At 58.6% G+C, this 20,553-nt stretch carries 22 protein-coding genes and 1 pseudogene; 12 read left to right on the plus strand and 11 right to left on the minus strand.

The features are described 5' to 3' along the window. Positions 1 to 121 precede the first annotated feature (121 nt). The 6 genes from BZK31_RS01740 (at position 122) to BZK31_RS01765 (ending at position 6,750) form a co-directional block, all read left to right on the plus strand. Complete coding sequence (locus BZK31_RS01740; protein WP_083181031.1) at positions 122 to 1,258, plus strand: ABC transporter substrate-binding protein; 1,137 nt, start codon at positions 122 to 124, stop codon at positions 1,256 to 1,258. A 172-nt stretch (positions 1,259 to 1,430) separates the two neighbouring features. After that, positions 1,431 to 2,345, plus strand: coding sequence for an ABC transporter permease subunit (locus tag BZK31_RS01745; protein WP_083181032.1), 915 nt, complete (start codon positions 1,431 to 1,433; stop codon positions 2,343 to 2,345). A gap of 2 nt (positions 2,346 to 2,347) precedes the next feature. Continuing rightward, a complete protein-coding gene (gene livM / locus BZK31_RS01750) occupies positions 2,348 to 3,649 on the plus strand; it encodes a high-affinity branched-chain amino acid ABC transporter permease LivM (RefSeq protein WP_083181033.1) in 1,302 nt (433 codons plus the stop codon). Beyond that, positions 3,646 to 4,521, plus strand: coding sequence for an ABC transporter ATP-binding protein (locus tag BZK31_RS01755; protein WP_083181034.1), 876 nt, complete (start codon positions 3,646 to 3,648; stop codon positions 4,519 to 4,521). The genes livM and BZK31_RS01755 overlap by 4 nt, the downstream gene beginning before the upstream one ends. Beyond that, a complete protein-coding gene (locus tag BZK31_RS01760; RefSeq protein ID WP_083181035.1) occupies positions 4,518 to 5,234 on the plus strand; it encodes an ABC transporter ATP-binding protein in 717 nt (238 codons plus the stop codon). The genes BZK31_RS01755 and BZK31_RS01760 overlap by 4 nt, the downstream gene beginning before the upstream one ends. Positions 5,235 to 5,985: 751 nt before the next feature. Continuing rightward, positions 5,986 to 6,750 (plus strand): SDR family oxidoreductase, encoded by a 765-nt coding sequence (locus BZK31_RS01765; protein ID WP_083181036.1) that lies wholly within the window; start codon positions 5,986 to 5,988, stop codon positions 6,748 to 6,750. Here the strand turns inward: BZK31_RS01765 and BZK31_RS01770 are convergent, their stop codons facing one another. The 7 genes from BZK31_RS01770 to BZK31_RS29355 form a co-directional block, all read right to left on the minus strand. After that, positions 6,751 to 7,965: an AGE family epimerase/isomerase gene (locus tag BZK31_RS01770; protein WP_083181051.1), complete on the minus strand. Its 1,215-nt coding sequence runs from the start codon at positions 7,963 to 7,965 to the stop codon at positions 6,751 to 6,753. It abuts the gene before it with no gap. A 112-nt stretch (positions 7,966 to 8,077) separates the two neighbouring features. Next, positions 8,078 to 8,650, minus strand: a complete 573-nt coding sequence (locus tag BZK31_RS01775) for a HupE/UreJ family protein (RefSeq protein ID WP_083181037.1) — start codon at positions 8,648 to 8,650, stop codon at positions 8,078 to 8,080. 25 nt (positions 8,651 to 8,675) lie between these two features. After that, positions 8,676 to 9,293 (minus strand): urease accessory protein UreG, encoded by a 618-nt coding sequence (gene ureG, locus BZK31_RS01780; RefSeq protein ID WP_003347890.1) that lies wholly within the window; start codon positions 9,291 to 9,293, stop codon positions 8,676 to 8,678. A gap of 21 nt (positions 9,294 to 9,314) precedes the next feature. Next, positions 9,315 to 9,989 carry an urease accessory protein UreF gene (locus BZK31_RS01785; protein ID WP_083181038.1) on the minus strand — a complete coding sequence of 225 codons (675 nt, stop codon included), beginning with the start codon at positions 9,987 to 9,989 and terminating at the stop codon, positions 9,315 to 9,317. Then, complete coding sequence (gene ureE / locus BZK31_RS01790; RefSeq protein WP_083181039.1) at positions 9,986 to 10,486, minus strand: urease accessory protein UreE; 501 nt, start codon at positions 10,484 to 10,486, stop codon at positions 9,986 to 9,988. The genes BZK31_RS01785 and ureE overlap by 4 nt, the downstream gene beginning before the upstream one ends. A gap of 238 nt (positions 10,487 to 10,724) precedes the next feature. After that, positions 10,725 to 11,357, minus strand: a complete 633-nt coding sequence (locus BZK31_RS01795; protein ID WP_083181040.1) for a TetR family transcriptional regulator — start codon at positions 11,355 to 11,357, stop codon at positions 10,725 to 10,727. Between the two features lie 88 nt (positions 11,358 to 11,445). After that, positions 11,446 to 11,583 (minus strand): hypothetical protein, encoded by a 138-nt coding sequence (locus BZK31_RS29355; protein WP_157900688.1) that lies wholly within the window; start codon positions 11,581 to 11,583, stop codon positions 11,446 to 11,448. A 244-nt stretch (positions 11,584 to 11,827) separates the two neighbouring features. Here BZK31_RS29355 and BZK31_RS01800 point away from each other — a divergent pair, with 244 nt between their 5' ends. After that, positions 11,828 to 13,894 (plus strand): AsmA family protein, encoded by a 2,067-nt coding sequence (locus BZK31_RS01800; protein ID WP_083181041.1) that lies wholly within the window; start codon positions 11,828 to 11,830, stop codon positions 13,892 to 13,894. 88 nt (positions 13,895 to 13,982) lie between these two features. Here BZK31_RS01800 and BZK31_RS01805 read toward each other — a convergent pair whose 3' ends face one another. Further along, complete coding sequence (locus BZK31_RS01805; protein WP_083181042.1) at positions 13,983 to 14,516, minus strand: ferritin-like domain-containing protein; 534 nt, start codon at positions 14,514 to 14,516, stop codon at positions 13,983 to 13,985. Positions 14,517 to 14,669: 153 nt separating this feature from the next. Here BZK31_RS01805 and BZK31_RS29360 point away from each other — a divergent pair, with 153 nt between their 5' ends. Continuing rightward, positions 14,670 to 14,807, plus strand: a complete 138-nt coding sequence (locus BZK31_RS29360) for a small membrane protein YohP (RefSeq protein WP_157900689.1) — start codon at positions 14,670 to 14,672, stop codon at positions 14,805 to 14,807. A gap of 768 nt (positions 14,808 to 15,575) precedes the next feature. On the opposite strand, the pseudogene BZK31_RS01815 reads toward BZK31_RS29360, so the two are convergent. Together BZK31_RS01815 and osmE are read right to left on the minus strand one after the other, a co-directional pair. Further along, positions 15,576 to 16,022, minus strand: a pseudogene (locus BZK31_RS01815) (Hcp family type VI secretion system effector). 199 nt (positions 16,023 to 16,221) lie between these two features. Next, a complete protein-coding gene (osmE, locus tag BZK31_RS01820) occupies positions 16,222 to 16,560 on the minus strand; it encodes an osmotically-inducible lipoprotein OsmE (protein WP_083181043.1) in 339 nt (112 codons plus the stop codon). Positions 16,561 to 16,747: 187 nt separating this feature from the next. Between osmE and BZK31_RS01825 the strand changes: the two genes are divergently transcribed. Together BZK31_RS01825 and BZK31_RS01830 are read left to right on the plus strand one after the other, a co-directional pair. Beyond that, on the plus strand, positions 16,748 to 17,638 hold the full coding sequence (locus tag BZK31_RS01825) for an alpha/beta hydrolase (RefSeq protein ID WP_083181044.1): 891 nt from the start codon (positions 16,748 to 16,750) through the stop codon (positions 17,636 to 17,638). A 59-nt stretch (positions 17,639 to 17,697) separates the two neighbouring features. After that, complete coding sequence (locus BZK31_RS01830) at positions 17,698 to 17,925, plus strand: hypothetical protein (RefSeq protein WP_083181045.1); 228 nt, start codon at positions 17,698 to 17,700, stop codon at positions 17,923 to 17,925. On the opposite strand, the gene BZK31_RS01835 is transcribed toward BZK31_RS01830, so the two are convergent. Then, positions 17,922 to 18,803, minus strand: coding sequence for a DMT family transporter (locus BZK31_RS01835; RefSeq protein WP_083181046.1), 882 nt, complete (start codon positions 18,801 to 18,803; stop codon positions 17,922 to 17,924). The two genes, BZK31_RS01830 and BZK31_RS01835, sit on opposite strands and share 4 nt — an antisense overlap. Before the next feature lie 144 nt (positions 18,804 to 18,947). Between BZK31_RS01835 and BZK31_RS01840 the strand changes: the two genes are divergently transcribed. Together BZK31_RS01840 and BZK31_RS01845 are read left to right on the plus strand one after the other, a co-directional pair. Next, a complete protein-coding gene (locus tag BZK31_RS01840; RefSeq protein ID WP_083181047.1) occupies positions 18,948 to 19,238 on the plus strand; it encodes a PsiF family protein in 291 nt (96 codons plus the stop codon). 187 nt (positions 19,239 to 19,425) lie between these two features. Continuing rightward, on the plus strand, positions 19,426 to 20,436 hold the full coding sequence (locus BZK31_RS01845; RefSeq protein WP_083181048.1) for an AI-2E family transporter: 1,011 nt from the start codon (positions 19,426 to 19,428) through the stop codon (positions 20,434 to 20,436). The last annotated feature ends 117 nt before the right edge of the window (positions 20,437 to 20,553 follow it).

The raw sequence follows: 20,553 nt of genomic DNA on the forward strand, positions 1-20,553 counted from the left end.
AGGTCATTGAATGGCAAGAAAAACATGACTTTTGCTTCACTGAAAAAGTCATGGCACGCCCCTTGCTCTGTGCTACGACGTAGTCGCTGTGCCAACTAAAAAAACTCCAGGAGCACCACTCATGTCGCATACGTTTTACAGGAAAGGTTTTCTGACAATCGCAGTAGCCACTGCGTTGGGCGTGTCTTCGTTTGCTCAGGCTGACGTGAAAATCGGTGTGGCGGGGCCGATGACAGGTGCCAATGCCGCGTTCGGTGAGCAGTACATGAAGGGTGCGCAGGCCGCTGCCGACGCGATCAACGCTGCAGGCGGTGTGAATGGGGAAAAGATCGTACTGATCAAGGGTGACGATGCCTGTGAGCCGAAACAGGCTGTGGCCGTTGCCAACCGCCTGGTGGATCAGGACAAGGTCATCGGCGTTGTCGGCCACTTCTGTTCGTCCTCGACCATCCCGGCTTCCGGGGTCTACACCGATGCCGGGGTTATCGCGATCACACCCGGTTCGACTAACCCGCAGGTCACCGAGCGTGGCCTGAAAGAGATGTTCCGCATGTGCGGCCGTGACGACCAGCAGGGTGTGGTTGCGGGGGATTACATCGTAGACGTCCTGAAAGGCAAGAAAGTGGCTGTCATTCACGACAAGGACACCTACGGTCAGGGCCTTGCAGATGCGACTCAGACCCAGTTGAAAAAGCGCGGCGTGACGCCGGTGCTTTACGAGGGCCTGACCCGTGGCGAGAAAGACTTCAGTGCGCTGGTGACCAAGATTCGCTCGACCGGTGCCGATGTTGTGTATTTCGGTGGCCTGCACCCTGAAGCCGGCCCGCTGGTCCGTCAGATGCGTGAGCAGGGCCTGAAGGACGTCAGGTTCATGTCGGACGACGGCGTGGTGACCGACGAACTGGTCACCACCGCTGGTGGCGCTCAGAACGTCGATGGTGTCTACATGACTTTCGGCGCCGACCCGCGCATGCTGCCTGACAGCAAGGCCGTGGTTGAACAGTTCCGTAAAGGCGGCACCGAGCCTGAAGGCTACACCCTGTACGCGTACGCTTCGATTCAGGCATTGGCTGCCGGTTTCAATGGTGCCAAATCCAACAAGGGTGATAAGGCCGCCGAATGGCTCAAGGCGAACCCGGTCAAGACCGTTATGGGCGAAAAGGCCTGGGATGCCAAAGGCGACCTGAAAGTGTCTGACTACGTGGTTTACCAATGGGATAAAGACGGTAAATACCACCAGCTTGAAAAACAGAAATAAGCCGGATTGCGTTCAGCTGCGCTTGCCTTGGGCAAGCCCGGCCTGAGCGGTAGACGGGCTCGCCCATGAGCGGGCCTGCAACCTTCTGTTATTTCGGGTCTGCTCGCCGCGTCTCGCGAGGACGCGGTGGGGGGGCATGCTGAGCTGCCTTTCAAGTGTGTGAGCGTGCGTGATGGACGGTATCTTCCTGCAGCAAATGATCAACGGGCTGACACTCGGGTCTGTCTACGGTCTTATCGCCATCGGCTACACGATGGTCTACGGCATCATCGGCATGATCAACTTCGCCCACGGCGACGTTTATATGATCTCCGCCTACCTGGCCGCGATCGGCCTGGCGGTTCTGTCTTTCTTCGGACTGGAATCCTTTCCGTTCCTCATCCTCGGAACGCTGATCTTCACCATTGTGGTGACGGGCGTTTACGGGTTCGTGATCGAGCGTGTGGCCTACAAGCCGCTGCGCAATTCGACGCGGCTGGCTCCGCTGATCAGCGCCATCGGTATCTCGTTGATCCTGCAGAACTACGCGCAGATCAGCCAGGGCGCTCGCCAGCAAGGCGTGCCTACGTTGCTCGAAGGCGCCTGGCGCTTCGAGATCGGCAGCGGCTTCGTGCAGATCACCTACACCAAGATCTTCATTCTTATCGCCGCTTTCGTTGGCATGGGTGTGCTGACTTACATCATCAAGTACACCAAGCTGGGCCGCATGTGCCGCGCCACCCAGCAGGATCGCAAGATGGCGTCGATCCTGGGGATCAACACCGACCGGGTCATCTCCTACGTGTTCATCATCGGTGCTGCCATGGCGGCACTGGCAGGTGTGCTGATCACCATGAACTACGGCACCTTCGATTTCTACGCCGGTTTCGTCATCGGCATCAAAGCGTTCACCGCCGCGGTACTCGGCGGAATCGGTTCGCTGCCGGGCGCGATGCTTGGCGGGCTGATTCTGGGCGTTGCCGAGTCGCAGTTCTCCGGTCTGGTCAACTCCGATTACAAAGACGTGTTCAGCTTCGGCCTGCTGGTGCTGATCCTGATTTTCCGTCCTCAAGGCCTGCTGGGTCGCCCACTCGTGGCGAAGGTATAAGTATGTCTGCTCCTATCGCTAAACCTGTTGATATCAAGAAAAGCCTGATCGATGCCGTGGTGGCGGGCCTGCTGGCGCTGATTGTGTTCGGCCCCATCGTCGGCATCGTGCTCGATGGCTACAGCTTCAATCTGCAACCGACTCGTGTGGCGTGGCTGGTGGCCGTGGTCATGGCCGGGCGCTTCCTGATGAGCCTGTTCCTGCAAACGCCCAGAGGTGTTCGCATCTCCCAGGGCTTCGAGAGTTCAGGCTCCGGCGTGCATGTGCTCAAGCCTGATCACAAATCGAGTCTGTACTGGATCATCCCTGCGCTGGTTGTGATCGCCATCGTGTTTCCGATCTTCGCCAACAAGTACCTGCTGACCGTGGTCATCCTCGGCTTGATCTACGTGCTGTTGGGTCTGGGCCTGAACATCGTGGTCGGGCTGGCCGGTCTGCTGGACCTGGGGTACGTGGCGTTCTACGCCATCGGCGCCTATGGTCTGGCGCTGGGTTATCAGTACCTCGGACTGGGTTTCTGGTCGGCGCTGCCACTGGCGGCGATTGCCGCCGCACTGGCCGGATGCATTCTGGGTTTCCCGGTGCTGCGCATGCACGGTGATTATCTGGCCATCGTGACCCTGGGCTTCGGCGAAATCATTCGTCTGGTGCTCAATAACTGGCTGTCGTTTACCGGTGGGCCGAACGGCGTACCGGTGCCTTCACCGACATTCTTCGGTCTGGAGTTCGGGCGTCGCGCCAGAGATGGGGGAATTCCGATCCACGAATATTTCGGCTTCGATTACAACCCGGACCTGAAATTCCTGTTCATTTATGCGGTGCTGTTCCTCGTCGTGCTGGCGGTGCTGTTCGTCAAGCATCGCCTGACGCGCATGCCGATCGGCCGTGCGTGGGAAGCGCTGCGAGAAGACGAAATCGCCTGTCGCTCGATGGGCCTCAATCACGTGCTGGTCAAGCTGTCGGCCTTCACCATTGGCGCATCGACGGCCGGGCTGGCGGGCGTGTTCTTTGCCAGCTATCAGGGCTTCGTCAACCCGACGTCGTTCACCTTCTTCGAGTCGGCACTGATTCTGGCGATCGTGGTACTGGGTGGCATGGGTTCGACCGTAGGCGTGGTCATTGCGGCCTTCGTGCTGACGGTGACGCCTGAACTGCTGCGCGGGTTCTCCGAATACCGTGTGCTGCTGTTCGGCATTCTGATGGTGCTGATGATGATCTGGCGGCCTCGTGGCCTGATCCGCATAAGCCGTACCGGTGTGGTTCCGCGCAAAGGTGCGCTGGTCGAACAAGGAGCCGCGCAATGAGCAACGAAGTGATTCTTTCCGTCGAGCACCTGATGATGCATTTTGGTGGCATCAAGGCACTCAGCGATGTGAGCCTTGAAGTGCGCCGCAATTCGATCTTTGCCCTTATCGGCCCCAACGGCGCAGGCAAGACCACCGTGTTCAACTGCCTGACCGGTTTCTACAAGGCCACCGGCGGACGGATCGAGCTGCACACCCGTGGCAAGACCACTGACGTCATCAGGCTGCTGGGCGAATCGTTCAAAGCGCGTGATTTCGTTTCGCCGAAAAGCTTCCTGAGCCGGGTCTACTACAAGATGTTTGGCGGTACTCACCTGGTCAATCGGGCAGGGCTGGCGCGGACGTTCCAGAACATCCGTCTGTTCAAGGAAATGTCGGTGGTCGAGAACCTGCTCGTCGCCCAGCACATGTGGGTCAACCGCAGCCTGATCAGCGGGATTCTCAACACCAGGGGCTATCGCAAGGCTGAAGAGGACGCGCTCAACACCGCGTTTTACTGGCTCGAAGTGGTGGACCTGGTGGACTGCGCCAACCGCCTGGCGGGGGAGCTGTCCTACGGGCAGCAACGCCGTCTGGAAATCGCCCGCGCCATGTGCACGCGGCCGCAGGTGATCTGCCTGGACGAACCGGCTGCCGGTCTCAACCCGCAGGAAACCGAGGCTTTGAGCGGCATGATTCGCCTGCTGCGTGATGAGCACGACATGACCATCGTCCTGATCGAACACGACATGGGCATGGTGATGGGGATTTCCGATGACATTGTGGTGCTGGATCACGGCAACGTGATTGCCGCAGGCCGACCGGAGCAGATCCGCAACGATCCGAAAGTGATCGCGGCGTATCTGGGCGCTGATGAAGAGGAACTGGTATGAGCAAGCCGATCCTCGAGCTGAAAGAGATCGATGTGTTTTACGGGCCGATCCAGGCGCTCAAGAACGTTTCGCTGCACATCAATGAAGGCGAGACGGTAAGCCTGATCGGTTCCAATGGCGCAGGCAAGTCCACGCTGCTGATGTCGATCTTCGGTCAGCCGCGCGCAGCCAGCGGGCAGATCATCTATCAGGGCACCGACATCACCCAGAAGTCGTCGCACTACATCGCCTCCAACGGCATCGCGCAATCCCCGGAAGGGCGGCGCGTGTTCCCCGACATGTCGGTCGAGGAGAACCTGATGATGGGCACCATCCCGATTGGCGACAAGCACTCTGCCGAGGACATGCAGCGCATGTTCGACCTGTTCCCGCGCCTCAAGGAGCGGCGCAACCAGCGTGCGATGACCATGTCCGGCGGCGAACAGCAAATGCTGGCCATCGCCCGTGCATTGATGAGCCGACCGAAGCTGTTGCTGCTCGATGAGCCTAGCCTGGGGCTGGCGCCGATCATCGTGAAGCAGATCTTCTCTACGCTGCGTGAACTGGCGGCGACCGGCATGACCATCTTTCTGGTCGAGCAGAACGCCAACCATGCCCTCAAGCTGTCTGACCGCGCCTACGTGATGGTCAACGGCGAGATTCGTCTGTCAGGCACGGGGCAGGAATTGCTTGTCAATGAAGAGGTCAGGAACGCGTATCTGGGCGGGCACTGATTCATCACCGGATACGCTGTTCATACGTGAGCCCCAGGTGTCATGCACCTGGGGCCATCGTTTTTCAGAATTGTGGAAAACAATTTTGACGCGGGCCGCAAGTGCGACATAAAACCGCTGCAAATGCTTGTTTTGTCACGGTTTCGACTTGTTCAGGTTTACTGTGGATCCGACTGTTAATAACTTGGGAGTATTTAGCTACAGCCCTTTATATACAAGGGCTGTAGCGAGGTGTTCAATAATCGTACAGTCATTTTCAGGCGTTCTTTCAGGCCATTTGTCAACAGGTCGAGAGCTGGTTGTTCATACAGTTTATCGAGGGCCACAACCTGTGGATAAGTCTGTGGGCAAGCATTGGAAAGAGTGGGGTAGGCGGCATCGGGACTGGGCTGTAGGCCATCATGGCTACACCGGCAGATAAACGTCGTGTCGGCATGCCTTTCAAAGTCAAGGGAAAAACGTTGCAAGGCGTGCTGCAGGCCCCGGTTTACGTGTTGTGCAGGCTTGCAGAGTTGCCCCCAGAGTTTGTGGGTCTGACTGTGGATAACGTGGGCAAAACTGCTCACAGGCCTTGCTGCATATGGCTTTGCTGAAGTTGTGCATTTTTTGTACAGCGGCGCGACAGGGGTGGGCGATTTATCCCCAGGCTTGCTCCGGAGCGTCGGTGACGGGCATTCTTCCTTTTTGACTTTATCGAGTAACAGGCTGCGGCTTATACATCCGCAGGCTGCGCCATGTTCAGGAGAACGAGATGACTTCCACCGTATTCATTACAGGCGCTACATCCGGATTTGGAGAGGCGTGCGCTCGCCGCTTTGCCGAGGCAGGCTGGTCGCTGGTGTTGACCGGCCGCCGCAAGGACCGCCTGGATGCGTTGAGCGCCGAGCTATCGAAGCAGACCAAGGTTCACACGCTGGTCCTGGATGTGCGCGACCGTACAGCCATGGAAAGCGCCATCGCCGAACTGCCGGAAGACTTCGCGACGATTCGTGGCCTGATCAACAACGCCGGGCTGGCGCTTGGGATCGATCCTGCACCCAAGTGCGATCTGGATGACTGGGACACCATGATCGACACCAACGTCAAAGGCCTGGTTTACACCACGCGCCTGCTGTTGCCTCGGCTGATTGCTCACGGTCGCGGCGCCAGCATCGTCAATCTGGGCTCGGTCGCGGGCAACTACCCGTATCCGGGCGGCAACGTGTATGGCGGCACCAAGGCGTTCGTGGGTCAGTTCTCGCTCAATCTGCGTAACGACCTGATCGGCACCGGCGTGCGGGTGACCAACCTGGAGCCCGGACTGTGCGAAAGCGAGTTCTCGCTGGTGCGTTTTGGCGGTGATCAGGCCAGGTACGATGCGACCTATGCCGGTGCAGAACCGATCCAGCCGCAAGACATCGCCGACACGATCTTCTGGATCATGAACACGCCGGCGCACGTCAACATCAACAGCCTGGAATTGATGCCGGTCAGTCAGACCTGGGCAGGCTTTGCGATCGACCGCAATCGCGGCTGATCAACCTCGTTCGGGCGCAGGCGGCGGGAAGGCCGTGACGAAGCGGTTTTCCTGGTAGTCCGCCAGCCCAATGTAACAGGTCGCCAGATGGTAAGGCGTGGTCGACGGCATGTCGCTGCGGCTGACGGTGCCGTCAGTGTCGATGCACTCGTACCAGCCCGCGCCGTGCAGAAAGCGCTGCTCGAACGCGGTCAGTTGCCCGCTCAGGCTGGATTCGCACGCCGGACGCAGCGCCATCGCACGCAGATACTCGGCCTGCGCCCAGATGCGCTGGGTGCCGTCGAGTACCTTGCCGTCCAGTGTCAACATCGCCGTGACTGCGCCATTCTGCGGATCGACGCCCTGTGCCTGGGCATACGCAAAGGCGCGGGTCATTGAGGTGTGCAGCGGCCTGCCGTGCATCTCGGGTGAAGATTCCAGCAGGAAGAACCACTCGAACTGATGCCCCGGCTCATACCAGTTATCCACAGCGCCCAGCGGTTTCTCCAGCATCACGCCGGTCGTTTTATCCACAAAGCGCTGCTGCATGTTGACGGCCAATGCGTCCATCGCCGACTGGGTCGCCGGGTCGGCGCGCACCGACAACGTTGCCAGAAAGGCTTCGGCCAGATGCATCAACGGGTTCTGTAAAGGACCCGTGCCCAGTGCCGACCAGTCTTGATCCAGTTGCGCTTCGTACAGGCCAGTGCCGTCGGTAAAACGTTCGGCGACCACACTGAGCGCCGCATTGAGCACTGATTCCGCGAGCGGGTCTTTTGCCTTCGCCCAGTAATGCGCGCAGGCGAAGATGATGAACGCGTGGGTATAGAGGTCTTTGCGGCGATCCAGCGGATTACCCTGCGGATCGATGCTGTAGAACCAGCCGCCATGTTCGCCGTCGTGGAAATGCTGTTGCAACGAGCGAAATAGTGCACCGGCGCGTGCAGCGGCTTGCGGCACATCAGGGTGATCGATCAGGCTGGAGAACAGGAACAGCTGCCGCGCACAGGCCATTGCCCGGTAGCGTTGCGGTGGCAGCGGTTGATGATTGGCGTCGAGGGCTTCGTAAGGCAGCGCCAGTTGTGCGTTCCAGCCGGGCCCCTGCCAGAGCGGCACGATGACCCGCAGGAAATGCGCCTGCAAAGCGGCAAAGACCGAGGTCATGTCTGGCGTGGGAGTGGAGCTGGAAGCGTGGGGCATCGGCTGTCGTCGCGGCTGTATCGAGATGCGCGACATGTTAGCAGGATTGCCGCACAAATCTGCCTCCCCATAAACAGGAGCGAGCGGCATTGCGCCGGCTCTCTCCTGCTTTTGTTAATGCGCTCGCACGGTTGTGATCGGTCAGGTATCAGCCAGCCAGCAGCCATGCGCCGGTGGCGGCCGAAGCAGCGCCAGCGAGACGTACCAGTGGCGCTGCGGCCTGCGGCAGTACGCGAACGACGGCGTAACCGGCAGCATGCAGCGCGGCAGTGGCGGCCACGAAACCTGCGGCGTAGGCCCATGGGCTGGACATGTCCGGCAGCTCAAGGCCATGCGCTACGCCGTGGAACAGCGCAAACAGCGCGGTGGCGGCGACGGCCAGCGCCAGCGGTGGACGAACGGCCAACGCCACGGCCAGGCCCAGCGCCAGTACCGAGGCGGCAATGCCGTTCTCCAGCGCAGGCAGGTTCAGGCCTTCGAAGCCCAGCACACCGCCGATCAGCATGGTGCCGACGAAGGTGCACGGCAGCGCCCAGCGCGCAGCGCCCTGTTGCTGCGCGGCCCACAGACCGACGGCCAGCATCGCCAGCAAGTGGTCGAGGCCGCCAATCGGGTGGCTGATACCGGCGATCAGTCCGTTATCGCCGTGACCGGGATGCGCCAGTGCCAGGGTTGGAATCAGCAGCAGGGTGAGGGCACCGAGGACTTTTTTGTAGTTCATCGAGGGGTTCCTTGCAGTAGGAAAATCAGGCAGCCGCGTTCAGCAGCCCCTGGCGTTCAATGAAGGCAATGATCTGTTCCAGACCCTGGCCGGTTTTCTGATTGCTGAACACGAACGGTTTTTCACCGCGCATCCGCCGCGTGTCGCTGTCCATCATCTCGAGCGAGGCGCCCACCAGTGGCGCCAGGTCGATCTTGTTGATGACCAGCAGGTCGGACTTGCAGATCCCCGGACCGCCTTTGCGCGGCAGCTTGTCGCCGGCCGAAACGTCGATCACGTAGATGGTCAGGTCGGACAGCTCCGGACTGAAGGTTGCCGACAGGTTGTCGCCACCGGATTCGACGATGATCAGGTCCAGGCCCTCGAATCGACGGTTGAGCTGATCGACCGCTTCCAGATTGATCGACGCGTCTTCGCGGATCGCGGTGTGCGGACAGCCGCCGGTTTCCACGCCGATGATGCGTTCGGGCGCGAGCGCTTCGTTACGCACCAGAAAGTCTGCGTCTTCACGGGTGTAGATGTCGTTGGTCACGACGGCCAGGTTGTAGCGGTCACGCAACGCCAGACACAGCGCCAGGGTCAGGGCTGTCTTGCCTGAACCGACCGGGCCACCGATGCCGACGCGCAGGGGTTGGCTGTTCATTGAGTTCTCCATGATGAGTGATCAGGACCGGAATAACCGGCTGTATTGCCGTTCGTGGGCCATGCTCGCCAGCGACAGCCCGAAGGTCGCGCTGCCGAGATGGCGAATATCGTGTGCGGTGGCGCTGGCCTGCGTCTGCTGCAGCAACGGCAGCAGTTCGCTGGTCAGGCGCTGGGCGGCCTGTTGCCCGAGCGGCAGGGTCTTCATCAGCACGGCCAGCTGGTTTTCCAGCCAGCTCCAGAGCCAGGCAGCCAGGGCATCCTGCGGACTGATCCGCCAGGCGCGTGCGGCCAGTGCCCAGCCTAGCGCCAGGTGCGGTTCGGCGGTCTGTTCCAGAAAGCGCCGGGCGCAGCGGTCCAGTTCCGGCAGGCCATTGAGCAGTTGTTGCAGGGAGTAACCCATCTGCCGGCTTTCCAGATGCAGCTCGCGGGTTTCGCGACTGGCGCGATGCTGCTCGCTGACCTGCAGCAGTTGCCCCCAGTCTTCGTCGGCTGCCGCCTGACAGTGGGCCAGCAGCAAGGGTGCTTCGAAGCGCGCCAGATTGAGCAGCAACTGATCACCGATCCAGCGACTTGCGGTCTGCAGATTGGTTACGATGGCCTGCTCCACGGCCATTTCCAGTCCCTGCGAATAGCTGTAGCCGCCAATCGGCAGTTGCGGACTGGCCAGACGCAAAAGCGCCCAGGCGCTGTTCACGTACGTACGCCGAACTGATGCATGCGCGGCGGGTAGTTGAAATCTTCCTCACCGGCGCGTGAATGATGATGACCACCTCCGTAGGCGCCATGTTCAGGCTGGAACGGCGCTTCGATGATTTCGGTGGTAGCACCCAGCTGGTCGAGCATGGCTTTGAGCACATAGTCGTCGAGCAGGCGCAGCCAGCCGTCACCCACTTGCAGGGCGACGTGGCGGTTACCCAGGTGATAGGCCGCACGGGTCAATTCGAAGGTGCTGCTGCAGGTGACGTGCATCAGTTTTTCCGGACGGGCGCAGACCCGAACCACCCGGCCGTCCTCGGCCTGCAGGAACTCGCCGTCGCGCAGGGGCGATTGTCCGCGCTGCAGAAACAGTCCGACGTCTTCGTTATCTGCACTGAAGCAGCGCAAGCGACTCTTGCTGCGCGCCTCGAAGTTCAAGTGCAGCTCAGCGGCCCATTCGGCCTGGGGTTCGATTCGGTTGTGAATCACCAGCATCAGAAAGCTTCCAGCCAATTACGATGCCTCAAAGCAGAGCAAGGGGCTTGCCAACAGTGCAGTGCGTGGGAAATGGCTGACAGAACGCAGTCGACGAACGTAATGTGTGTGCTGTTTTGGTGCTTATAGCGATGAGCGCTCTATCTTGGTGCGCTTGTCGGGTGCGTGCTCGTGGGAGCGGACGTGTCCGCGAAAAAGGTGCATCGAAGGGGTAATTAAAGACCGTGACTCACGCTCGTCAGTCGTGATTGCCCAATCCGCGCCAGTGCCGGGCGCCGATGAAGATGAAGCGCAACTGCTGGGTGATCTTGGCCTGCGGTGTCAGGTGTGGTGCGAGGGAGGCCGGTGGCGGGTCGATCAGTTCCGGCAGCATCGCGAACACGCTTTTAACCACCAGGTCGGCGATGATCGACAGCGATTCGGCGTTGAGGTGCTTCCATTTGGGCATTTTGGCCAGATCCGCCGTCAGGTCGGCGCTGATGCCTTCGCGCAGTGCGCCCAAGGCCTGACGCACCTTGAGCGAGCCGCCGTATTGCTCGCGTGCCAGAAACAGGAACTGCGAGCGATTGGCCGCCACACGTTCCAGAAAGATCTGCACCGACGCACGGATCAGGCCGCCCATCGCGAACTCGTTGTGCCGGACCAGGCGGATGGTTTCGCGAAAGGTCTGACCGACCTCACTGACCAGCACCAGGCCGAGCTGATCCATATCTTCGAAATGGCGATAGAAGCCGGTCGGCACGATGCCCGCAGTACGCGCCACTTCGCGCAGGCTCAGACTGCCAAAACCGCGGCCGCTCTCCATTAACTGGTGGGCGGCGTCCAGCAAGGCTCTTCGGGTCTGTTGTTTCTGTTCGGCGCGGGGCAGCATGGCTCGGACGATTCTGGAATTAGACTGCGTCGCACTTTATCAAATGCGCTTTGTCTGCGTCGAAGGGCTTTTCAGGCCGGTGACTGAATCAAACGCGCTGATATTGCTGGACCAGGCGGTCCGGGCCGTTTTCAGCCAGCCGTTGCTCGCGGTCTTGCATCGGCGCCGCGTAGACAGTCGCTGCGAAAAGGGACAGAAACAGGCTCAATAACAGATGGGGTTTCATGGTTGTGCTCCTCGAAAGAGCGGAAGAGGGTGTAGGCGTGCACTATGACGCCGGGCTTGTATGTAAAGAAGTTCATAAAGATGATGGTGGGAATCAACCAAAATGATTGAGTCACAGCCGCGTAACTCAACGGCTCGCGGCTTATTTGCCCAATCCAATCAAACCCTCGCGACTTTTGTCAGTCGAACGGGCATGTCGTATTCAGTGCACCAAGGCAGGGGCGCTGTTTTCTGGAGAGTCATGCATGACGCGCAGCCGTAGGATTTTCGCGTGGACCGGAGCCACCTTATTGGTGGTACTGGCCGTGTTGGTCATTGTGATCGTCACGTTCGACTGGAATCGCATCAAACCCACCCTCAATGAAAAAGTCAGCGAAGCGCTGCATCGCCCGTTCGCCATCAACGGCGATCTGGCCGTACGCTGGTCGCGAGAGCCTGAACTGGGCGGCTGGCGGGCGTGGGTGCCTTCACCGCATTTCGTCGCTCAAGACCTGACGTTGGGCAACCCCGAGTGGTCGAAGCAGCCGCAGATGGTCACCCTCAAGCAGGTCGAGTTTCGTCTGTCGCTGCTGCCGTTGCTGGCTCAGCAAGTGGTTATCCCGCGCATTGACCTGACAGGGCCTAAAGCGAAGCTGGAACGTCTGGCCGACGGCCGTGCCAACTGGGTGTTCGACCTGCCCAAGTCAGACCCTAACGCCGAGCCGTCGAAATGGGTTCTGGACATCGGCGCGATCAAGTTCGACAAGGGGCTGGTCGGTTTCAACGATCAGACCCTCGATACCCAGCTGGATGTGGTGATCGACATGCTCGGCAAACCCATCCCGTTCGGCGACATCGTTGGCAGCAAAGAAGCCAAAAAGGCACAGGACAAGGGCGCTGTGCCTCAGGACTATGCGTTCGGGCTGGCCGTCAAAGGTCAGTATCACGGTCAGCAACTGAATGGCACAGGCAAAATGGGTGGCTTGCTGGCTTTGAAAGAAGCCACTCAGCCCTTCCCGGTGCAGGCCGACGTGAAGGTGGGTGATACGCATGCGGCCATCGCCGGGACCGTGACCGATCCGCAGAATCTGGGCGCGCTGGACCTGCGTTTGAAACTGTCCGGCGCCAGCCTGAGTAACCTCTATCCGCTGACCGGCGTCACGCTGCCCGACTCGCCCGCCTATTCAACGGACGGCCGCCTGATCGCCAAACTGCATGATCCGGCGGGTGCGAGTTTCAGTTACGAGAAATTCAACGGCAAGATCGGCAAAAGCGATATTCACGGTGACCTGGGCTACGTCGCCAGTCAGCCTCGGCCCAAACTGACAGGCGTGCTGGTGTCCGATCAGTTGTTGTTCAGCGACCTGGCGCCGCTGATCGGTGCCGACTCCAATGCCGCCCAGAAAAAGCGTGGCGGCGAGAGCAAGCAGCCAGCAGGCAAGGTACTGCCGGTCGAGGAGTTCCAGACTGAGCGCTGGCGCGCCATGGACGCTGATGTCGAGTTCACCGGCAAACGCATCGTCCAGAGTCCGGACCTGCCGTTTACCGACCTTTACACGCACCTCATTCTGAACGACGGCCAGCTTAGCCTGGAGCCGCTGCGTTTCGGTGTGGCGGGCGGCAAGCTCGATGCAGATATTCGCCTCGACGGGCGTAACCGTCCGCTGCAAGGCCGGGCAAAACTATCGGCGCGCAACTTCAAGCTCAAGCAATTGTTCCCGACCTTCGAGCCCATGAAGACCAGCTTCGGTGAGCTGAACGGTGATGCCGATATCAGTGGTCGTGGCAATTCGATTTCAGCCTTGCTGGGCACTGCCAATGGCGAGATGAAGATGCTGGTCAACGACGGAGCGATCAGCCGTGGCCTGATGGAAATCGCCGGGCTCAACGTAGGCAATTACGTGGTCGGTAAACTGTTCGGCGACAAGGACGTGAAGATCAACTGTGCCGCGTCCGACTTCGGCATCAAGGACGGGCTGGCGACCAGTCGCCTGTTTGTCTTCGATACCGAGAATGCCATCATCTACATCAACGGCACGGCCAACCTCAAGACAGAGCAACTTGACCTGCAGATCAACCCTGAATCCAAAGGTTTCCGGGTGTTTTCGCTGCGCTCGCCGCTTTACGTCAACGGGCCTTTCGCCAAACCCAACGCAGGTGTGCAATCGGGTCCGCTGTTGTTGCGTGGTGCCGGTATGGTCCTGCTCGGCGCAACCGTCGGGCCAGCGGCAGGCTTGCTTGCCCTGATCGCCACCGGTGACAACGAGCCGAACCAGTGCGGGCCGTTGCTGGAGCAGATGCGTTCAGGCAAGGCACCAAAAACCGTCAAATAAACGGCTGCCGTTCAGGACGCCTCAATCAAGGAATCGCGCTCACAAAAAAGCCAGGATGAAGATCCTGGCTTTGGCTTGCAGTCCCGAATTACAGGTCGTTCAGGATGTCCGCCATGTCGTCGGCGTGCTCTTCTTCCTGCGCGAGGATTTCTTCGAAGATGCGACGAGTGGTTGGGTCGGTATCGCCGATGTACTGAATGATTTCGCGATAGCTGTCGACCGCAATGCGCTCGGCGACCAGATCTTCGTAGACCATTTCTTTCAGCGTTGTGCCTGCCACGTACTGCGCGTGGGAGTTTTTCGACAGGGTGTCGGGGTTGAACTCCGGCTCGCCGCCCAGTTGCACGATACGCTCGGCCAGCTTGTCGGCATGCTCGGCTTCCTGCTGCGCGTGCTCCAGAAACTCGGATGCTGCAACGCTGGCCTTCAGGCCGGTGGCCATGTAGTAGTGACGCTTGTAGCGCAATACGCAGACCAGTTCGGTTGCCAACGACTCATTGAGCAGACGCAGGACTGTTTCGCGATCAGCGTTGTAGCCTTCAGTGACCGCACCATTCTCAACGTTCTGGCGCGCACGCTGGCGCAGGCTGCTTACATCGGATAGCTGTGGTGCAGAAATCATGGGTTATCTCCAGGTTCATCAGGTTTTGTGTCTCGCTCTGTGTGTTGCGCGGCAAGATCATCAAAGGTTGTGAGTGACGAGCGACGAGAAAGTTTTATCCGATTTTGCAGCTTTCATGCTTCTACAGCGGTGTAAAAAATATAAGAAACGAGCGTGAAACGGCGCGGTCCCAACCTTGAGACCTATTCAATCGTGGAGATTCACATGCTCAAGTTTCTGGGAAGCACCGTCGGCATCATTTTTCTGATCGGCCTGATCGTAGTGATTGCGTTGTTCAAGCTGGTGTTCTGAAGAGTCGGCCTGCTGCTGGGCCTTGGTGCTGCGCTCTGGAGATATCTGGAGCGCGGCAATTCGGCTCGGATAGGTTCTAACCCTGGTGCGTGTTCTCATGCCGACATTGCTATGATGCGAAGCGCGATCAGGCAGGACACAAGCAGGCATTCTATCGCAATCGGAATGATCAGAAGGTTACGTGCGTGGCATGACAACATGCGTGAACCAGATTATTGAAATCAGTACGATGATGCGTGAGGTCCAAGGGATGAAAAGCAGGTATTTTAGCTTTTAGGGACGCGTTTCGCTTCCTCTACGTCGATGACCCCTCGCCTTGCCCCCAAACTCGGGAATATCAGGAATATGTAAATCAATCCGTACCGTATGACCTTGCCGACGAATCCGGGTTTTTTATGAGTGGCTTTGTTGTCTTTAATGAGCTTGCAGTTCGAGAGGTGAGACTCAAAGGCATTAACGTATTGATGTGCCGCGGAGAGTGATGCGCTCACTGTGAATCGCATAGCAGTAAATATAAAAATCCCTATTAGGTCTGGCTCAAGAGTTGTTGTTTTTAGTTTGAGTAACTCATGGGGTAAGAGGGCTCATTCAGTGGTTAGTGATCTGGGTGATGCCAGCAATTCCTTCATCGCAGGTGTCGTGGCTAAAATAAAGTCAATGAATTTTTTAGTTGTGTTCTGGTTGTTTTTTAGAATCCATAAAGATAGCCTAAAATTCTTAGGGTTAGCATACAGGAAAGTAAGGTGATCGCTGTAGTTGCTGGGATGATCAGTATTTACCGCCAGCACCATCGCTGCGTTTTTGCTGGGTATAGGTGGTTTTGATGCGGCCATAATTGAGCTGGATGATCTCCATCGGCACACCATAGCTCGCGCTTTGCGTGTAGTCGGCGATGATGACTTCCTCAAGCACGACTTCGTAGTACTTGAGCTTGTCTGTGCCTGCACGACACAGCACCCGCTTCACTTCCTTGAGGTACTGGCCTGCGCAACTGGCTTCCATCAGCTTGCAGCTGACGCTGTCCAGGTATTTGGTAAAGGTGAAGTTGGTCATGGTGGTCCGGCCGGATGAAGCCCCGCCTGAAGAGCTGGCAGATGCATTGGTGCTCTGGTTGACGCCGAAGTTGTAGCCCGTGATTTCAATCTATTTACTGTACTTTTCGTCCAGCGCCTCGCCAGGGATGTCTACGATCTGAATAAAAGCGTCGACAGCCATGGTTACCTCTCCTTGGTACACGGGGATGCAAGTGAGTTAGTTTCTGATGAGCGCGCATGACAACAGGGTTTTATATTGTTTTCAAGGTGAAATAGTTAAATAAGTAATGATGTTTAGCACACGTTTAAATATTTAAGTTAAATGCAGAGAAGCCCGACGTATTGCGCGTCAGGCTTCCTGTATAAAGTTACATCTTGTATTACATCGCGCGTTCGTTCGCTTCGCGCTGTTCGCACGTCATGAAACCCTTGTTGGTCACGCGGCCGTCGCTGTTGAAGCTGACGTGGTAGACCTGTTTGTGCCCGTCTTTGGCCATGACGTAGTTATTGCATGTGCCGGTGTTGACCTTGCGGTCGATGGTGGAAGAAGGCTCACCGCCGATGGTCAGGACCTGCTGGCGGGTCATGCCGTTCTCGACCTGCTTGACCAATGGCTCGTTGCGATAGGTGACGTAATCCACCGGGTTTTGCACGGTTGTGTTGCTGCAGCCTGCCATCGTCGCCAGTACAAAGGTTGCTGCGAGGATTTTGTTGTACATCTTTATTGCTCCACATGTCAGAGCCGGTCTTGGCCCGTTGCAGCTTGGAGCGAGGGAGAGACGCAAGAGTTCGAAAAAAGATGGCGATAAGGCAGCACCTCTGGCGGTCGTGTTGCTCTGCCTTGCCCAAAAACACCGCTAAGGTTGAAAAGGCTTAATTAACTCGTTTCAGCACAAGGAGATCTACATGGCGCATGAACAGGCGACGCGTTATCCATTGTTGCTGGTACCAGGCTTGTTAGGGTTTGTGCGGTTGCTGGTGTATCCCTACTGGTTCGGCATCGTCAAAGCGCTTGAACGCGGCGGAGCGACGGTCATTCCGGTCATGGTGTCCGGGGTTAACTCGACCGAGATACGCGGCGAGCAGTTGCTCAAGGTCATCGAGCAGATCGTTCGCGAGACCGGCGTGGCCAAGGTGAATCTGATCGGCCACAGCCAGGGCGCACTGACCGTGCGTTACGTCGCGGCCAGACGGCCCGATCTGGTGGCGTCCGTCACCTCGGTGGCGGGTCCCAATTATGGTTCCGAGCTGGCCGACTATCTGGAACGGCATTATCCGCCGGGCACGCTGGGCGGCAAGGTAGTCAACGCCGTGATAGGGCTGCTGGCCTGGGCGATCGTCGCTTTCGAAACCGGTTATCGCGGACCGAAACTGCCGATGGACATCACCGCCTCGCATCAATCCCTGACCACCACCGGGGTGGCACTCTTCAACAAGCAGTATCCGCAGGGACTGCCCGTAATCTGGGGCGGGAATGGCGAAGAACTGGTCAACGGCGTGCGCTATTACTCTTGGTCCGGAATCCTAAAACCGGGCATTACCAACCGCGGACGCAACCTGATCGATGGCACCAACGTGACCTGTCGAATATTCGCTCGCACGTTCAGGAAAGAGCGAGGTCAATCTGATGGCATGGTCGGGCGTTTCAGTTCGCACCTGGGTACGGTCATCGGGGATGACTTTGCGCTCGACCATTTCGACATCGTCAACCAGACCTTCGGGCTGGTCGGCAAAGGCGCGCATCCGGTGCGCCTGTTCATGGAACATGCCGCGCGCCTCAAGGCTGCCGGCCTATAACTCAATCAGGCAGTAATTCGTAATCAGCCGATCCAGTGTGACGGCCAGGAAGTGATGCGATGGGCGATAAAGAACTGTATGAAATCGAGTACACCCTGCTGGGTGAGCACCATGTGGATGTCATCGAGGACCTGGACGTGCCGATCATCGAGATCGTGCATGAACTGGCGCTGAAGCATCACGTCGAGCTGGATGAACTGCCGGACGCCGGCATGCCTCATGCGGCCGGCATTACGGATGTATCGATCCACAGTGTGGAGGGCAGTGAAGGCAGCGCGACGGCCTAATCTTTCCTGAGCAGCAGCGGGGTTTTCCAGCGTTCTGCGAGGATCACGCCGCACAGGGTCAGCGCGCCGCCATACAGGTGATAAAGCGCCAGTTGTTCGCCAAGCGCCACGGCAGCAATCAATGCCGTGGCAATTGGCATCAGGTTGAAAAACAGCGTGGTCCGGCTGGGGCCCAGTCTCATGATCGAGGTCATCCACAGCCAGGGCGCGAGCATTGATGTCGGGATCGCGGCGTACAGCACCAGCGGGATATTGCTGGCGTTCAAGCCGGTCTGCGGCGAAAGAATGAACAACGGAAACAGCACCACGATCGCGACCAGAATCTGCATATACAGCAAGTGCAGAGGCGGCAGGCGTAATTGCCATTTCTTCAACAGCATGCTGTACACCGCGTAGGCTGCGGCAGCGACCAGTACGATCGCGTCGCCCCGATTGACGCCTTGTTCGATAAGCCCTTGCAGATTGCCCGCGGCAACCACCACGATCACTCCCGAAAACGAGATCACTGCGCCCAGCAGTGCGCCGTAGGTCAGGCGCGTACCCAGACAGGCGATGGACAGCCCGAGCGCCATGATCGGCACCAGCGACTGGATGATCCCCATATTGGTGGCCGTTGTCATGCCCGCCGCAAAGTACGCCAGGCTCTGATAAACCGCCATGCCGAGTGCGCCCAGAACCACGATCTTGCCCAGTAGCGGCCTGATCGCGGCGCGGTTTTTACACACCGGCCTGAGCATGAATGGCGTGAACAGCAGCCCCGCCAGCAGCCAGCGATAGAACCCTATTTCGGAGGGGAAGATCAGTCCGGATGCCGCTTTGGTGATGACGGTGTTGACCGCCCAGATCAGGATAGTGAGCAGAGGGAAAGCGTATTGCATGGGAAAGCCGACTGGTAAACGAGGCGCAACTATCCGCCTGTTTCATGTGAATGCCAATCGTGGCGCGCTCATAATTGGCAACATCTTGACTACACTGATTCCACGCCTGTACCGACCGGTACAGCGTACCTGGAGAGTCGAACGATGAAGAAAATCGGTATTCCTTTATTGCTCGTTGGCCTGATGTTTTCCGCTCAGGGTTTTGCCGCTACGGCGCAGCAGAACAAGATGACCACCTGTAACGCCGACGCCAGCGCCAAGTCGCTCAAAGGTGACGAGCGTAAGGCATTCATGAGCACCTGCCTGAAAGCCGCTCCCGCTCCGGCAGCCACCCAGCAGGAAAAAATGAAAACCTGCAATGCGACGGCTTCCACTCAGGCGCTCAAGGGCGATGCGCGCAAGAGTTTCATGAGCGATTGTCTCAAGAAGAAATAATTTTCCGGCAACGGGCGCTGAACCGCGCCACCCGCGCAGGTGCAGTAAACACTGCACTTGCGCGCCATTATCACTCCGGCCATCGAATAGATGGCTGAGCCGCGCTTTTTCCGGCTTGAGGGTGACTGGTTCTCGGCTGCGAAGGCTGGCAGACTGCCCACCTCTTCGTGCCGCCCTTTGAGGGTCTATGCCAACGTTTTCTGCGCGTCAGGTGTTAATCGCCAGCTGGATTCTCGTGTTTGGCGGTTTGCTGCTGGTCTTGCCTTTCAAGCTGCTGCCAAGTCTGTTGGCCGGTCTGCTCGTGTTCGAACTGGTCAACATGCTGACCCCCAAGCTGCAAAAGCTCATCTCCGGCGAACGGGCCAGATGGCTGGCGGTTGCGCTGCTGGGCACCATCGTCGTGAGTCTGTTGACGCTTATCTTTGCCGGGGCGATCAGCTTTGTTCTGCACGAGGCGGAAAACCCCGGCGCCTCGCTGGACAAGTTCATGACCCTGGTCGACCGCGCGCGGGGTCAGTTGCCGCCATTCATTGACGCTTATCTGCCGGCCAGTGCCGCCGAATTTCAGGTGTCGCTGGGGCAGTGGCTGCAGAAGCATGTCGGTGAACTGCAACTGATCGGCAAAGGCGCGGCGCACATGTTCGTGACCATGCTGATCGGCATGGTGCTGGGCGCGATCATTGCCTTGCAACGCATCTCCGACGGCCACGTTCGCAAGCCGCTGGCGGCTGCACTGTTCGACCGGCTCTATCTGGTCAGTCGCGCATTTCGCAACATCGTGTTCGCCCAGATCAAGATTTCCCTGCTTAACACCGCCTTCACCTCGGTGTTTCTGGCCATCGTGCTGCCGCTGTGCGGGATTCATCTGCCGCTGACCAAGACCCTGATCATCATGACCTTCCTCCTCGGGCTGTTGCCGGTGGTGGGCAACCTGATGTCGAACACGCTGATCTTCATCGTCGGCATGTCGATCTCGATCTGGGTCGCACTCGCGGCGCTGGGTTACCTGATCGTGATCCACAAGGTCGAATACTTCCTCAATGCGCGGATCGTCGGCGGGCAGATCAATGCCAAGTCCTGGGAGTTGCTGCTGGCGATGCTGCTGTTCGAAGCGGCATTTGGCCTGCCGGGTGTGGTGGCAGGCCCGATCTACTACGCCTATCTGAAGAGCGAGCTGCAGAAAGAGGGGCTGGTCTAGCGGGGGCGGATAACCTTGCGCTCTGCGTGCGTTTGGGTATGACGCAGAGCGCGGGCATGAGCATCAGCCGTAACGCTTCTTCGCCTCGATCGCCAGACCGCTGCCGATGCTGCCGAA

The sequence above is a fragment of the Pseudomonas floridensis genome (assembly GCF_002087235.1).
Taxonomy (GTDB): Bacteria; Pseudomonadota; Gammaproteobacteria; order Pseudomonadales; family Pseudomonadaceae; genus Aquipseudomonas; species Aquipseudomonas floridensis.

Excerpts from the sequence above, each read along its gene's own strand:
- BZK31_RS01740 (WP_083181031.1), top strand. The coding sequence starts at position 122 with ATGTCGCATACGTTTTACAGGAAAGGTTTTCTGACAATCGCAGTAGCC.
- BZK31_RS01745 (WP_083181032.1), top strand. The coding sequence starts at position 1,431 with ATGGACGGTATCTTCCTGCAGCAAATGATCAACGGGCTGACACTCGGG.
- livM (WP_083181033.1), top strand. The coding sequence starts at position 2,348 with ATGTCTGCTCCTATCGCTAAACCTGTTGATATCAAGAAAAGCCTGATC.
- BZK31_RS01755 (WP_083181034.1), top strand. The coding sequence starts at position 3,646 with ATGAGCAACGAAGTGATTCTTTCCGTCGAGCACCTGATGATGCATTTT.
- BZK31_RS01760 (WP_083181035.1), top strand. The coding sequence starts at position 4,518 with ATGAGCAAGCCGATCCTCGAGCTGAAAGAGATCGATGTGTTTTACGGG.
- BZK31_RS01765 (WP_083181036.1), top strand. The coding sequence starts at position 5,986 with ATGACTTCCACCGTATTCATTACAGGCGCTACATCCGGATTTGGAGAG.
- BZK31_RS01770 (WP_083181051.1), bottom strand. The coding sequence starts at position 7,965 with ATGTCGCGCATCTCGATACAGCCGCGACGACAGCCGATGCCCCACGCT.
- BZK31_RS01775 (WP_083181037.1), bottom strand. The coding sequence starts at position 8,650 with ATGAACTACAAAAAAGTCCTCGGTGCCCTCACCCTGCTGCTGATTCCA.
- ureG (WP_003347890.1), bottom strand. The coding sequence starts at position 9,293 with ATGAACAGCCAACCCCTGCGCGTCGGCATCGGTGGCCCGGTCGGTTCA.
- ureE (WP_083181039.1), bottom strand. The coding sequence starts at position 10,486 with ATGCTGGTGATTCACAACCGAATCGAACCCCAGGCCGAATGGGCCGCT.
- BZK31_RS01795 (WP_083181040.1), bottom strand. The coding sequence starts at position 11,357 with ATGCTGCCCCGCGCCGAACAGAAACAACAGACCCGAAGAGCCTTGCTG.
- BZK31_RS29355 (WP_157900688.1), bottom strand. The coding sequence starts at position 11,583 with ATGAAACCCCATCTGTTATTGAGCCTGTTTCTGTCCCTTTTCGCAGCG.
- BZK31_RS01800 (WP_083181041.1), top strand. The coding sequence starts at position 11,828 with ATGACGCGCAGCCGTAGGATTTTCGCGTGGACCGGAGCCACCTTATTG.
- BZK31_RS01805 (WP_083181042.1), bottom strand. The coding sequence starts at position 14,516 with ATGATTTCTGCACCACAGCTATCCGATGTAAGCAGCCTGCGCCAGCGT.
- osmE (WP_083181043.1), bottom strand. The coding sequence starts at position 16,560 with ATGTACAACAAAATCCTCGCAGCAACCTTTGTACTGGCGACGATGGCA.
- BZK31_RS01825 (WP_083181044.1), top strand. The coding sequence starts at position 16,748 with ATGGCGCATGAACAGGCGACGCGTTATCCATTGTTGCTGGTACCAGGC.
- BZK31_RS01830 (WP_083181045.1), top strand. The coding sequence starts at position 17,698 with ATGGGCGATAAAGAACTGTATGAAATCGAGTACACCCTGCTGGGTGAG.
- BZK31_RS01835 (WP_083181046.1), bottom strand. The coding sequence starts at position 18,803 with ATGCAATACGCTTTCCCTCTGCTCACTATCCTGATCTGGGCGGTCAAC.
- BZK31_RS01840 (WP_083181047.1), top strand. The coding sequence starts at position 18,948 with ATGAAGAAAATCGGTATTCCTTTATTGCTCGTTGGCCTGATGTTTTCC.
- BZK31_RS01845 (WP_083181048.1), top strand. The coding sequence starts at position 19,426 with ATGCCAACGTTTTCTGCGCGTCAGGTGTTAATCGCCAGCTGGATTCTC.